The organism is Mesorhizobium sp. M0276 (assembly GCF_040321755.1).
Lineage (GTDB): Bacteria > Pseudomonadota > Alphaproteobacteria > Rhizobiales > Rhizobiaceae > Mesorhizobium.
In genome coordinates this window covers 38,865-51,849 of record NZ_JAMYSC010000014.1, presented here as the reverse complement: position 1 = coordinate 51,849, position 12,985 = coordinate 38,865, and the positions used below count along the sequence as shown (strand labels likewise).

Below are 12,985 nucleotides of genomic sequence, written 5' to 3'. Positions count from 1 at the left end.
AAACGGCCCGCCAGCGCCAACGCCTGTCGCAAAATCGACAAGAATTGCAAGAGATTTGCGGTCGCTTTCCTTTTGCGGGAAGTCGCAAATCAGCTATGGATACATGCCCCTAGCGGGTTAGGAATGACCGTGAATATTTGGTGCCTTGCGACGCAGTCGTGATGCCGGCAGGAGTTCGATACAAATGTCCGACGACGAGATCATCCTTTCCGAACTTTCCGACGACGAGTTGGTGCAGCAGATGCACGACGATCTCTATGACGGGCTGAAGGAAGAGATTGAGGAAGGCACCAACATCCTGCTCGAGCGCGGCTGGGCGCCCTACAAGGTGCTCACCGAGGCATTGGTCGAAGGCATGCGCATCGTCGGCGAGGATTTTCGCGACGGCATCCTGTTCGTTCCCGAAGTGCTGCTGTCGGCCAATGCGATGAAGGCCGGTATGTTCATCCTGCGTCCGCTGCTCGCCGCCACTGGTGCGCCGAAGCAGGGCAAGATGGTGATCGGGACCGTCAAGGGCGACATCCATGACATTGGCAAGAACCTTGTCGGCATGATGATGGAGGGCGCCGGCTTCGACGTCATCGACCTCGGCATCAACAATGCGGTCGAGAAATATCTCGATGCGATCGAGAAGCATCAGCCAGACATCATCGGCATGTCGGCACTGCTGACCACGACCATGCCCTACATGAAGGTCGTCATCGACACGATGAAGGAAAAGGGCATCCGCGACGACTATGTCGTGCTGGTCGGTGGCGCCCCGCTGAACGAGGAATTCGGCAAGGCCGTCGGCGCCGATGCCTACTGCCGCGACGCGGCGGTGGCGGTCGAGACCGCCAAGGATTACATGAAGCGCAAGCACAACGTTCGCGCTTCGGCCTGAGCCGGCCCCGAAATGCTCCATGAAAGAAGCCGCGCCTTGCAGCGCGGCTTTTTTGTCCCCAGATGATGAGGAAGGCTGCGCGTGGATCAAGGCTTGGTGACGGTGTCCTCGACTGCCTTGGCCGTCGACTTGACGTCCTTGCCGACGCCGCGGACAGTGTTCGCGCAAGCCGTAAGGGCCAGCGCGCAGGCCAATATGGCAATCGGCGCGATGCGTAGCAGTTTCATGAACGGTGTCTCCCTCAATAGATAAATCAGCGCCACAGCAACGAAAGCCGACCCGACTGGTCCCATGGCCAAGACGCAAATAACGAAACCGAATCAAGACGACAGGCTGCTCGTTATCGCCTGTGGGATGATTGCGCGCGAGGTTCTGGCCGTCAAGGAGCAGCTCAAGCTCGATCATCTCGACCTGACTTGCCTGCCGGCGGAGTTCCATTTCTATCCGGACCGCATAGCGCCGGCCATGGACAATGCGATCGAAAAGGCCAGGGCGGACGGCTATCAGCACATCTTCGTTGGCTATGCCGATTGCGGCACGGGCGGCATGCTCGACCGCGTCTGCGAGAAGCATGGCGTCGAGCGCATGGCAGGGCCGCACTGCTTCGCCTTCTACCAAGGCATGGACGCCTATGCGAAGGTCGCCGACGACGACATGATGTCGTTCTACATGACCGACTTCCTGTGCCGTCAGTTCGACGCCTTCTTCATGAAGCCTCTCGGCCTCGACAAGCACCCGGAGCTGATCAAGGATTATTTCGGCAATTACGAGAAGCTGATCTATCTCGCCCAGACCGATGATCCGGAGCTCGACAAGGTAGCCGAAAAGGCTGCGAAAATGCTCGGTCTGGTCTATGAGCGCCGCGCCACCGGCTATGGCGATCTGACGGCCGGAGTGGCGCAGGCCGCTGCCGGCACCGGCTAGGCCGCCCCGCGCGGCGCCGTAGACCCGGTCGATCGACGAAAATATCGTCCAGCCCTTTCGCGCGTAGGGGCCCGGACAATCCGGGAAATTGCGCACTACGACCGACGGAGCATCGGCGATCAGAGCGCTGCCCACCGGCGGCCACCGCCGCATCGAGCAGGTTGAGCGTGCCTTGCACATTGGTGGCGACGAAATCGCTGTTTGCGCGGCTCTCTATGTTGGGCTTGTGCAGCGCGCCGCTGTGAATGATCGCGTCGATCTGGTTTTCCCTGACCGTCCGCATGACAAGGTCGCGATCAGCGATCGAGCCGATAAGGCGCGTCTCCGCCGATGGCGCAGGATCGAGCCCGATGACGTCATGCCCAATCGCGCGCAGGCGCGGTGCCAGTGCGCTGCCCAGCCAACCCGACGATCCCGTGAGCAAGATTCGCATTCGTCACACCATGATTCTTGACCGTGACGCTGTTAAGCACGGATGACAGGCGCCAGCGACCCGATAGATTATGCACCAGCCGGCGCGGCGCCAAACTTCAACCGGGAGGCCTCCTATGACACTTCGTCCGCTGTTCGCCCTTGTCGGCCTGCTCTGCTGCACACTTCCCGCCCTTGCCGATGGCGAGGTGCAGAAACTCATCACTGCCGCAGACAAGACGCGGCTCGACAAATATGGCGAGACGCGCAAGGCGGCGCTCGCCGAGGCGAAAGCGGGTGATCCGGCCGAAGTCAAGCAGCTCGACACTTTGCTGGCGAAGCCGCTGGTTTCCTTCTCCGACAAGGACCTGACCGGCAACTGGCAGTGCCGCACCATCAAGGCCGGCGGACCTTTGCCGCTCGTCATCTACGGCTGGTTCAAATGCAAGGTGACCGACGACGGTTCCGGCTGGCGGATGGAAAAGATCAGCGGCTCGCAGCGCACCAAGGGCCGTTTCTTCGACGATGGCGAGAAACGTGCGATCTATCTCGGCTCCTTCTATGTCAACAGCGATCCGGCAAAGCCCTATGGCAGTGGTCCGCAGACCGACCAGGTCGGCTATGCCTTTCGCAACAGCGCCAAGGAATGGCGCATCGAATTTCCGGCGCCCTACTATGAATCGAAGCTCGACATCATCGAGTTCAAGCGCTGACCGTGTATCGAAGAGCTGATCACCAAGGATTAACCCGAACGCCCTAGCATCCCGCCCATTGTCGAGAACGGGTTGCTTGGAGGGGGCAAGATCCATGGCAGCATCAAAATCCAGTACGCGGATCGTGGTCGTCACCGGAGGAGGCCAGCATGTCTGGGCTATCGTCAACGCGATCACCGACCGCGTCGGCCCTGTCAGCGTCGTCCTCGAAACGCCTGAATCCAAAAAGCAATTGCTTCGTGGTCGGACTCGCCGTCAGGGTTGGATCTCCGCCGTCGGCCAACTTGGCACGATGGTGCTCAGCAGACTCGGCAAACGCCTTCTCGCCAGCCATGCCGCCCGGCTGATTGCCGAAGAAAAGCTGGAGGTCGAGCCGCGGCGAGGCCAGGAAATCATCCATGTTGCTTCCGCCAACGGGCCGGAGTGCCTCGAGGCGATCGAGAAGATCCAGCCCGGCGTTGTCCTGCTCAACGGCTGCAGGCTGTTGTCGAAGGACATGTTGGCCAGGATGCCTTGCCCGGTGCTCAACTATCACGCTGGCATCACGCCGAAATACCGCGGCATGAATGGCGGCTACTGGGCGCTGACATCAGGCGATCCGCAGAATTTCGGCACCACCGTGCATCTGGTCGATGCCGGCGTCGACACGGGCGGCGTGCTGAAACAGGCGCACGGTCAGCCGAAACGCGGCGACACCATCTCCAGCTATGCCCTTCGGCAGGCCGCGTTCTCGCGCGACATCTGCGTCGAGGCGGTCAACGACGTGCTGGCCGGAAAACTCACCACCTTCGACCCGGGCCTGCCATCGCAGCAATGGTATCACCCGACGATCTGGTTCTACCTCTGGACCGGCCTGAGAACCGGCATCTGGTAACGCGTCCTTCGCCCGGATCCGCATGCCGCGCGCCGGCTTTTCCGACGCGTCGAACCGGCCGCCGGCACGCGCCGCAAACGAATAAACGCACCTTTCATTTTACGACATCCAAATGCGTCGCTTTTGAATGCGCGCGCGTCGTCCCATAACAAGCGGCCCAACTGCGGTTGCGGCAATGCTCGGATATTGCATCGGCTCGAAAATCGGAATCGATCTTCGGAAAGCCCGATGCAGCAGATTGAAGTGGTAGAGCGTCTTTTGTGCGTCCAAGCGGACGTGAGGCGTTCTACGGGAGCGAGAATTCATGGCCGATCTGATCGTCGTCTACTGGCGCGACATTCCTGCCCAGGTGATCGTCAAGAAGGGTCGGCAGAACGCCAAGCGCGAACTGCCGCTGCGCTTCACCGAGGCGATCGACATGTGCGCTATGCGCACCGGCGCCGGCGGCACTGACGACTATCTGGCCGAATGGCGCAAGGCCGATCCCGTTCCGGTCAGCGATGACCTTGAAGCCGAGGTCGAGAAGGCGTTCAACGACATCGACACGAAATATGACCGCGAGCGGCTTGTCGGTCTGGTCAAGGCGGGCGGCAAGGAAAATGTCTGAAACCACCCCGGCGATTACCCAGGCCACTTTGGTCAAGAAGGCAGCGCCAAAATCCGACTACAAGCCGGCTGACGTGTCGCCGCAGCGGCGCGTGCAGCGTTCCTTCGCGGTCCGGCTGTGGTCGGTCAGGCATTCGCGATTGCTCGAATGGTTCTACGCCAGGTTCGCCGACATGTTCTTGACGCTGCATCCCCTGTGGAAAGGCATCGGCTACGGCCGCGTCGAAGGACCGATCAAATTCGTCGAGAAGCGCGTCAAGGGCTTCATGTTCGACTGCCGCATGTGTGGCCAGTGCATCTTGTCGTCGACCGGCATGTCGTGCCCAATGAACTGCCCCAAGCAGCTGCGCAACGGCCCTTGCGGCGGCGTCCGCGCCAACGGCAATTGCGAGGTCGAACCCGATATGCCCTGCGTCTGGGTCAAGGCCTGGGAAGGCTCGCAGAACATGGTTCACGGAGACAGGATCCTGACGGTGCAGAAGCCGGTCGACCAGTCTCTGCGTGAGACCTCGGCGTGGCTGCGGGTGACCGCGCAGGCCGCCGCCGCGCGCGAAGCCGCCGCTGCCGCCAAGAATGAGGCGGCAAACACCGGGGCATCGGCATGATCGGACGCCAGCGCGACGAGAACCCGGCCGGCATCCACCTGCCGCTCGATCCTCTGCCCGGCCACACCTCGCGCGGCCGGCTGGAGCGCGTGCTTCGGCGCGGCGAGTTCGCGGTGACGACAGAGCTCAATCCGCCCGACAGCGCCGATCCGGAAGACGTCTATAACCGCGCCAAGATCTTCGATGGCTGGGTCGACGCCATCAACGCGGTCGATGCATCCGGCGCCAACTGCCACATGTCGTCGGTCGGCATCTGCGCATTGCTGACCCGCATGGGCTATGCGCCGATCATGCAGATCGCCTGCCGCGACAAGAACCGCATCGCCATCCAGGGCGACGTGCTGGGCGGTGCCGCGATGGGCGTCGCCAATATGCTGTGCCTGACCGGCGACGGCGTGCAGGCCGGCGACCAGCCCGGCGCCAAGCCGGTGTTCGACCTCGACTGCATGTCATTGCTCGAGACCTGCCGCATCATGCGCGATAACGGCAAGTTCCTGTCCGGCCGCAAGCTGACGACGCCGCCGCAGCTTTTCCTCGGTGCTGCGATCAATCCATTCGCGCCGCCGATCGACTTCCGTCCGCATCGGCTGGGCAAGAAAATCGCCGCCGGCGCGCAATTCGTGCAGAGCCAATACTGCTTCGACGTGCCCATGTTCCGCACCTATATGCAAAAGGTGCGCGACCTCGGCTACACCGAAAAATGTTTCATCCTGGTTGGTGTCGGGCCGCTCGCCTCGGCCAAGACTGCCAAGTGGATCCGATCGAATGTGCCGGGCATCCATATTCCCGATTCGATCATCAAGCGGCTGGAAGGCGCCCAGGACCAGAAGAAGGAAGGCAAGCAGCTCTGCATCGACATCATCAACGAGGTGAAGGAAATATCAGGCGTCTCCGGTGTCCATGTGATGGCCTACCGGCAGGAGGAATATGTCGCCGAGATCGTTGATGAATCGGGCGTGCTGAAGGGTCGCCAGCCGTGGAAACGCGAAATCCGTCGCGACGACCAGCTTGTCGCTGACCGGCTCGACAGCATCTTGCACGACGACATTACCGAAACCCAGGTGGACATGGTGAAGACTGCGCACTGATAGCGCACGACCACCGGCTCGCTTGAACGAAAACAGACAACGATATAAAGAAATCTTTATATCATGGCGGAGAGAATTCATGACCCGTACCATCGTCGCCTCGGCGACACGAGAAATCATCATCGGCTTCGACCAGCCGTTCTGCGTGATTGGTGAACGCATCAATCCGACCGGCCGCAAAAAGCTGGCGGCCGAGATGATCGCGGGCAATTTCGAGACCGTCATCAGGGATGCGCTCGAGCAGGCAGCCTGTGGCGCCACCATGCTCGACGTCAATGCCGGCGTAACCTCGGTCAACCCGAACGAGACCGAACCCGGCCTCTTGGTGCAGACGCTGGAAATCGTCCAGGGTCTGGTCGACTTGCCGCTGTCGATCGACAGCTCGGTGTCCGCCGCGATCGAAGCTGCGCTCAAGGTCGCCAAGGGCCGGCCGCTGGTCAACTCCGTCACCGGCGAGGAAGAAAAGCTCGAAGCCATCCTGCCGCTGGTCAAGAAATACAATGTGCCCGTCGTCGCCATCTCCAACGACGAGACCGGCATTTCGATGGATCCGGATGTGCGGTTCGCCGTTGCCAAGAAGATCGTGCAACGCTGCGCCGATTTCGGCATTCCGGCACATGACGTCGTCGTCGATCCTCTGGTCATGCCGATCGGCGCGCTGGGCGATGCCGGCCGTCAGGTGTTCGCGCTGCTGCGCCGTCTTCGCGAGGAGCTCAAGGTCAACACCACCTGCGGCCTGTCCAACATCTCGTTCGGCCTGCCGCATCGCCACGGCATCAACGCCGCCTTCATTCCCATGGTGATCGGCGCCGGCATGACGTCGGCGATCATGAACCCGGTGCGTCCGCAGGAGATGGAAGCCGTGCGCGGCGCCAATGTGCTGAACGGCACCGACGAGAACTGCACCAATTGGATCCGCACCTACAAGGACTACAAGCCGGCCGAGGGCGGCCAAGCAGTTGCCGCGCCGACGCAAGTCAACGCGCCTGGCGAAGGCGCCAACAATGGCGGCCGCCGCCGTGGCGGCCGTGAAGCTCGGATGGGTCGAGGATAAGCGCGCAATCGTGAACTCACCTGCAAATATCACCGATCCGCTCGTGCTGTTCATGCCGTCGGGCAAGCGCGGGCGGTTTCCTGTCGGGACGCCGGTGCTCGATGCCGCGCGCCAGCTCGGCGTCTACGTCGAAAGTGTGTGCGGCGGACGTGCCACCTGCGGGCGCTGCCAGGTCGAGGTGCAGGAAGGCAATTTTGCCAAGCACAAGATCGTTTCCTCCAACGATCACATCACGCCCAAGGGCGCCAAGGAAGAGCGCTATGAGCGCGTCCGTGGCCTGCCCGAACGGCGCCGCCTCTCCTGCTCGGCGCAGATCCTGGGCGACCTCGTCATCGACGTGCCGCAGGACACAGTCATCAACGCGCAGACGATCCGCAAGGATGCCGACACCAGGGTGATCGCCCGCGATTCAGCGATCCGCATGTGCTATGTCGAGATCGAAGAACCCGACATGCACAAGCCGCTTGGCGATCTCGACCGCCTGAAGATCGCGCTGATGCACGACTGGGGCCTGAAAAGCCTCGATTTCGATTTTTATCTGCTGCCGCAGGTGCAAAATATCCTGCGCAAGGGCAATTGGACCGCCACCGCCGCGATCTACAAGGATGCCGACAGCGAGACCGCGCGTGTCGTGGCATTGTGGCCTGGCCTCAAGAACGAAGCCTATGGGCTCGCCTGCGACATAGGCTCGACCACCATCGCCATGCATCTGGTGTCGCTGCTGTCGGGCCGCGTTGCAGCCTCGTCGGGCACATCGAACCCGCAGATCCGCTTCGGCGAGGATCTGATGAGCCGCGTCTCCTATGTGATGATGAACCCGGACGGGCGCGAAGGCATGACGGTCGCCGTGCGCGAGGCGATCTCCAGTCTTGTCGACAAGGTCTGCGCCGAAGGCAACGTCCAGCGCAACGACATCCTGGATTCCGTCTTCGTCGGCAATCCGATCATGCACCATCTGTTCCTTGGCATTGATCCGACCGAGCTTGGCGGCGCGCCCTTCGCGCTCGCCGTTTCGGGCGCGGTGCACATCAAGTCATCGGACATCGGCCTGAAGCTCAATCCGGGCGCCCGGCTCTATATGCTGCCTTGCATCGCCGGCCATGTCGGCGCCGACGCGGCGGCGGTGACGCTGTCGGAAGGTCCGCATCGCCAGGACGAGATGATGCTGATCGTCGACGTCGGCACCAATGCCGAGATCGTGCTTGGCAACCGCACGCGCGTCGTCGCGGCCTCCTCACCCACGGGCCCAGCCTTCGAAGGTGCTGAGATCTCCGGCGGCCAGCGAGCCGCGCCCGGCGCAATCGAGCGCGTACGCATCGATCCCGACACTCTGGAACCAAAATACCGCGTCATCGGCTCGGACCTGTGGTCCGACGAGCCGGGCTTCGTCGACAGCGTCCAGGCAACCGGCGTCACCGGCATCTGCGGCTCCGGCATCATCGAGGTGGTAGCCGAGATGTATCTCGCCGGCATCATCTCGGAAGACGGCGTCATCGATGGGGGGCTTGCGGCCCGCTCGCCGCGCGTCGTCGCCAACGGCCGCACCTTCTCCTACGTGCTTAAGGAAGGCTCCGCATCGAAGGAAGATGGGCCGAAGATCACCATCACCCAGACCGACGTGCGCGCCATTCAGCTCGCCAAGGCAGCGCTTTATGCCGGCACCAAGCTGTTGATGGAAAAGCAGAACACCGAGCATGTCGACCGCATCCACTTCGCCGGAGCCTTCGGTTCCTTCATCGATCCGAAATACGCCATGGTGTTGGGTCTGATCCCGGATTGCGACCTCGACAAGGTTTCAGCGGTCGGCAACGCCGCCGGTGCCGGTGCCCGTATGGCGCTGCTCAATCGGGGCTATCGCCGCGAGATCGAGGACACGGTCAGCAAGATCGAGAAGATCGAGACGGCGCTCGAACCGAAATTCCAGGAGCATTTCGTCTACGCCATGGCGCTGCCCAACAAGGTCGATCCATTCCCGAAACTATCGGCGGCGGTGAAACTGCCGCCGCGCAAGACGGTCAGCGAGGATGGCGTTGCCGGCGACGCCGCCCCGCGCCGGCGTTCGCGCGAAGGCCACGAGGGGCGGCGGCGTGGTCGGGAGCAGTAAGGGCGCAAGAGGAAATTATTCGAGTCATCGGACGCCTCGTTTTTCACGCGCGTTGGCGCCGGAGCACTGACTTCGGTATAATTCATTTGTGTGCAAATGTTTCCAAATCGCGCCGGCTTGGAAACCAAACCGCCGTTTTAGCGAAATCCCTCCGATACATGGCAGGTGCATTTACCCGGGCATCGAAAGGCGGCCGAAGATAGTCCTCGGCACCGCTCGTCAAGGGAGATGAAAATGTCGATGTTTGGAAATCTCGGTCGCTTCGGTGTTACCATCAGGCAGACCCACGCCAGCAACAAGGCGATCCGCGCGCTGAATAGCCTGCCGGCTCATGTCCAGAAGGACATTGGTTGGCCAGCCTCGCCGCCGAACGATCCGCAAGCCGCGCTTGCCTCGCTGCTTCTGGGTACGTCGCGCTGATGACCTTCGCCGACAAATGAAAATTGCTCGGCGTCCGCCGCGGACCTCGCATGGCCCTGACAATCACCAGCAACCGGCTGCGTGCCGCGCTTTTGCCGCATCGCCGACCTCCGTGCGCGGATCACACCACCGTGTAGATACACAAATCTTGACATTTTCAGCGACGGCACAATCTTCAGAAATAGAGGGGTTCTCTTAGTCGGCTTTGGCCGAAGTTCGTGTATCAGCATGCCAAGTCTGAAAAGCCACGTCGTGTCCTTCGTGCTCAGGCACAGCCGCAAGAAGGCGTTTTCCAGCCCGGAGAACCTGCAGCGCTGGATCGCCGCCGCGCGCAAGACCGAGGATCACCAGCCTCCTGTCTCGCTGCGTCAGCGGCTTAACGTCGAGATGCATACGGTCGATGGCTTCCCCGTCTATGAAATCGCCCCCAAGGCCGGCGAGCGGAAGCGGATACTGTATCTGCACGGTGGCGCCTATGTCTTTGAAATCACGCCCTATCATTGGCACCTGATCGCCGACATGGCCGACCGGCTGGGCTACGGCATCACCGTGCCGATCTACCCCATCGCCCCCGAACACGATTTCCACGCCATGTTCGGCATGGTCGGCGACGTCTACCGCCAGGCGCTCGACGAGACGGACGCCGAAGACATCGTCTTCATGGGGGATTCCGCCGGCGGCAACATGGCCGTGGTGCTGACCATGATGGCCGCGGAAAAGCGCCTGCCGGTGCCGTCGCGCCATGTGCTGATTTCACCCGGCCTCGACGTGTCGCTTGCCAACCCCGAGGTGTTCGAGGCCGAACGCAACGACCCATGGCTGGGCATTGCGGGCGGGCGGGAGGCAATCCGCCTCTATAGTGCAGGAATAGATCCGTCAGACTGGCACATCAGCCCGCTCTATGGCGATCTGTCGGTGCTGCCGAAAACGCTGCTGTTGACCGGCTCACGCGATTTGTTGACGCCTGACAATCTGATCTTCGCGCAAAAGGCGCGTGCCGCCGGCGTCGAAGTCGATGTCGTCTACGAGGAAGGCATGTTCCACGTCTGGCCGTTGATCGACATGCCGGAATCGCGCCGCGCCCGCCAGCACATCGTCGCATTTCTCAGTGAGGACCGCTTGCCGATCGGGCAAGACATGAGAACCGGCCTCGAAGCGCCCTCCGCCGCGGCGGCGGAGTAGTGCTTCTGCTTTCAGTTCGAACCTATTGGCGGATCAGAACTTGCCGGTTTCCCGGAACACTTCGAAGGTCGCGCGGATGTGGTCGGCGACTGCCTTGACCGGCGCGCTGGCGTCCGGCGCCACCACCATCGCCAGATTGTAGGTGCCGATGTCGGGCATGCCGTCCTTCGGGCAAAGCTCGACCATGTCGTTGCCGAGAAACGACTTTGGCAGCGGCGCCACGGCGAGATCGGACATGATCGCGGCACGCTGGCCGGCCGTGTGCGCGCTCATATAGGCAATGCGGTAATTGCGGCCCTCGCGGCCAAGCGCATCGAGCGCTCCCGCCCGCCAGGCGCATCCCTCTTCCCACAGCGATACCGGCAACGGCTCGCGCAGATGCGCGCAGCCGCCCTTGGCGCCGGCCCAGACGATAGGCTCGGTCAGCAGCACCTCGGCGCCGAGCGCGCTGGTCTTGTAGGAATTGGTCAGCAGTGTGATGTCGAGCGCCCGGTCGTCCATGCGCCGGCGCAGATTGCTGCTCTGGTCGATGGTGACGTCGACGGCGATCGACGGATGCGACTGCGCAAAACGCTTCAGCACATGCGGCAGCACGCGCTCGCCGTAATCATCCGGCGAACCAAGCCGCACCACGCCGACAATCTCGGGAATGATGAACTTCGACACCACCTCGCGGTTGATCGACAGCAGCCGGCGGGCATAGCCGAGCAGCATTTCGCCATCCGTGGTCAACGACACCGAGCGGGCGTCGCGCGCGAACATCGAGCGGCCAAGGATGTCCTCCAGCTTCTTGATCTGCATGGAGACGGCCGACGGCGTGCGGAAGACGGCATTGGCGGCGGTGGTGAAACTGCCGGTCTCTGCAATCGCCACGAAAGTGCGCAAAACGTCAAGATCGAGCAACGGCAGTGGATGATTGAGCGGGGCGTTCATGGGGACCGACCTTCAATTTTTCTGATACAAAACATCATTCCATTTCGTTTGATTGAACATCAGAACGGGAGGATAGTCAACTCCATCGAAGCAGGTCGCTGCCATCGGCACCATGAAATGACCTGCGAACCAGGACCTGCCTTCGACGCGAATGAAGTTGAAACGAACCCGATTTGCCAACGCGCAGTCTGGCTGCGCCAAATGCCAAAGGAGAACATAATGACTATTCTGTCGTCCATCGGTCGTATCGCGGCCGAATTCAGCGCGGCCCGCGCCCGCTACCAGACCGAACGCGCTATCCGCTCCCTGCCGATCGAACTGCAGAAGGATATCGGCTGGCCTGAAGCCTCCGACGCCAAGACCAATGCGCGCCATGGCGCCGGATCCTGGGCTGGAGCAAAGTAGATCGTGTGTAGCATTTGCTGAAGGCCTGCCGCGCGAACCAGCCCGGCAGGCCTTCCCTATTTTATTTGTGTTCAAATGAGTTTCGGAGCCATGTGGCTCGCGCATGACGTATATGAGAAAGCCGCATAGCAGCTCCTGTTTCCAATTAATTCGTTGTAAACAATCATAAATTTCGGGCACTTTGCCCAAATTTGTCGCATTGGATGTCGCTTTTCATATCAAGCGCTTCGCTTTTGCGATTTAGTTTCTGCTTACACGAACCTATATCACCGCCAGCAAACGAGCTGCCCCACTCCATCAAGCGAAGGCGACCCGTCTGAGCAACAAATGGAGATGATTATGAAGCTTTTTGCACGCCTCTTCGCCCGCCGCGAAATGAACCTGACCACCGCTCTCGAGCGCCAGCGCCTCGCCAACACCATGCCCGGCCAGACCGGCGCCATGAATGCGGCGCGCCTGGGCTTCGTCGCCTGAAGATTAAGAGGCAGCGCATCCCTGCCGCTGCCTTAGAACTGTAACGCCGCCTGGCTCCAGCCAGAGCGGCGTTTTTGTTCTGCCGGTGGACGCACGCTGCCTGTCCTTTGAACAGCGGGTGCCACTTCCGGGGCTCGCTGCACGCAGATTGCCCATTTGCGACCCATGTCGCAAATTTAATCTTTTCCGGGCGACGTAGCCAATTGACAGACATGGTTTTTCCTGATGTCGCTATGCTATTCGCGACATCCTGTTCGCGCCATGGATGAGTGAGGTTCACTTGAACGCCGTAAAGCATCCGATCAAGCG

General features: G+C 61.4%; 15 protein-coding genes and 1 pseudogene. 13 read left to right on the top strand and 3 right to left on the bottom strand.

Annotation, left to right across the window (positions count from 1 at the left end):
* The first annotated feature begins 184 nt into the window (after nucleotides 1–184).
* Nucleotides 185–883 carry a cobalamin B12-binding domain-containing protein gene (locus tag NKJ01_RS13340; RefSeq protein WP_352485599.1) on the top strand — a complete coding sequence of 233 codons (699 nt, stop codon included), beginning with the start codon at nucleotides 185–187 and terminating at the stop codon, nucleotides 881–883.
* An 86-nt stretch (nucleotides 884–969) separates the two neighbouring features.
* Here the strand turns inward: NKJ01_RS13340 and NKJ01_RS13335 are convergent, their stop codons facing one another.
* Nucleotides 970–1,110: an entericidin A/B family lipoprotein gene (locus NKJ01_RS13335; RefSeq protein ID WP_023757744.1), complete on the bottom strand. Its 141-nt coding sequence runs from the start codon at nucleotides 1,108–1,110 to the stop codon at nucleotides 970–972.
* A gap of 64 nt (nucleotides 1,111–1,174) precedes the next feature.
* Here NKJ01_RS13335 and NKJ01_RS13330 point away from each other — a divergent pair, with 64 nt between their 5' ends.
* Entirely contained in the window at nucleotides 1,175–1,807 is a 633-nt protein-coding gene (locus tag NKJ01_RS13330) for a DUF1638 domain-containing protein (RefSeq protein ID WP_352728500.1), read from the top strand.
* A gap of 139 nt (nucleotides 1,808–1,946) precedes the next feature.
* Here the strand turns inward: NKJ01_RS13330 and NKJ01_RS13325 are convergent.
* Nucleotides 1,947–2,240, bottom strand: a pseudogene (locus NKJ01_RS13325) (NAD-dependent epimerase/dehydratase family protein); the annotation flags it as partial.
* Nucleotides 2,241–2,355: 115 nt separating this feature from the next.
* On the opposite strand from NKJ01_RS13325, the gene NKJ01_RS13320 reads away from it, so the two are divergent.
* The 9 genes from NKJ01_RS13320 (at nucleotide 2,356) to NKJ01_RS13280 (ending at nucleotide 10,864) form a co-directional block, all read left to right on the top strand.
* Nucleotides 2,356–2,931, top strand: coding sequence for a DUF4893 domain-containing protein (locus NKJ01_RS13320; RefSeq protein ID WP_352728498.1), 576 nt, complete (start codon nucleotides 2,356–2,358; stop codon nucleotides 2,929–2,931).
* A 94-nt stretch (nucleotides 2,932–3,025) separates the two neighbouring features.
* Nucleotides 3,026–3,805, top strand: coding sequence for a formyl transferase (locus NKJ01_RS13315; protein WP_352728496.1), 780 nt, complete (start codon nucleotides 3,026–3,028; stop codon nucleotides 3,803–3,805).
* A 304-nt stretch (nucleotides 3,806–4,109) separates the two neighbouring features.
* Entirely contained in the window at nucleotides 4,110–4,412 is a 303-nt protein-coding gene (locus tag NKJ01_RS13310; RefSeq protein ID WP_023757749.1) for a virulence factor, read from the top strand.
* Entirely contained in the window at nucleotides 4,405–5,016 is a 612-nt protein-coding gene (locus NKJ01_RS13305; RefSeq protein ID WP_352485596.1) for a methylenetetrahydrofolate reductase C-terminal domain-containing protein, read from the top strand. Before NKJ01_RS13310 ends, NKJ01_RS13305 begins: the two co-directional genes overlap by 8 nt.
* A complete protein-coding gene (locus NKJ01_RS13300) occupies nucleotides 5,013–6,104 on the top strand; it encodes a methylenetetrahydrofolate reductase (RefSeq protein ID WP_352728494.1) in 1,092 nt (363 codons plus the stop codon). The genes NKJ01_RS13305 and NKJ01_RS13300 overlap by 4 nt, the downstream gene beginning before the upstream one ends.
* A gap of 79 nt (nucleotides 6,105–6,183) precedes the next feature.
* On the top strand, nucleotides 6,184–7,158 hold the full coding sequence (locus NKJ01_RS13295; RefSeq protein ID WP_023757752.1) for a methyltetrahydrofolate cobalamin methyltransferase: 975 nt from the start codon (nucleotides 6,184–6,186) through the stop codon (nucleotides 7,156–7,158).
* Nucleotides 7,109–9,262 (top strand): ASKHA domain-containing protein, encoded by a 2,154-nt coding sequence (locus NKJ01_RS13290; protein WP_352728491.1) that lies wholly within the window; start codon nucleotides 7,109–7,111, stop codon nucleotides 9,260–9,262. The genes NKJ01_RS13295 and NKJ01_RS13290 overlap by 50 nt, the downstream gene beginning before the upstream one ends.
* 234 nt (nucleotides 9,263–9,496) lie before the next feature.
* Entirely contained in the window at nucleotides 9,497–9,682 is a 186-nt protein-coding gene (locus NKJ01_RS13285; protein ID WP_352728489.1) for a hypothetical protein, read from the top strand.
* A gap of 228 nt (nucleotides 9,683–9,910) precedes the next feature.
* The gene (locus tag NKJ01_RS13280; protein WP_352728487.1) at nucleotides 9,911–10,864 is read left to right on the top strand and encodes an alpha/beta hydrolase; all 954 of its coding nucleotides are present in this window, start codon (nucleotides 9,911–9,913) and stop codon (nucleotides 10,862–10,864) included.
* 33 nt (nucleotides 10,865–10,897) lie between these two features.
* Here the strand turns inward: NKJ01_RS13280 and NKJ01_RS13275 are convergent, their stop codons facing one another.
* The gene (locus tag NKJ01_RS13275) at nucleotides 10,898–11,797 is read right to left on the bottom strand and encodes a LysR substrate-binding domain-containing protein (protein ID WP_023757757.1); all 900 of its coding nucleotides are present in this window, start codon (nucleotides 11,795–11,797) and stop codon (nucleotides 10,898–10,900) included.
* 219 nt (nucleotides 11,798–12,016) lie between these two features.
* Here NKJ01_RS13275 and NKJ01_RS13270 point away from each other — a divergent pair, with 219 nt between their 5' ends.
* Together NKJ01_RS13270 and NKJ01_RS13265 are read left to right on the top strand one after the other, a co-directional pair.
* On the top strand, nucleotides 12,017–12,202 hold the full coding sequence (locus NKJ01_RS13270) for a hypothetical protein (protein ID WP_352728485.1): 186 nt from the start codon (nucleotides 12,017–12,019) through the stop codon (nucleotides 12,200–12,202).
* A 339-nt stretch (nucleotides 12,203–12,541) separates the two neighbouring features.
* The gene (locus tag NKJ01_RS13265; RefSeq protein ID WP_013531161.1) at nucleotides 12,542–12,676 is read left to right on the top strand and encodes a hypothetical protein; all 135 of its coding nucleotides are present in this window, start codon (nucleotides 12,542–12,544) and stop codon (nucleotides 12,674–12,676) included.
* Nucleotides 12,677–12,985 lie beyond the last annotated feature (309 nt).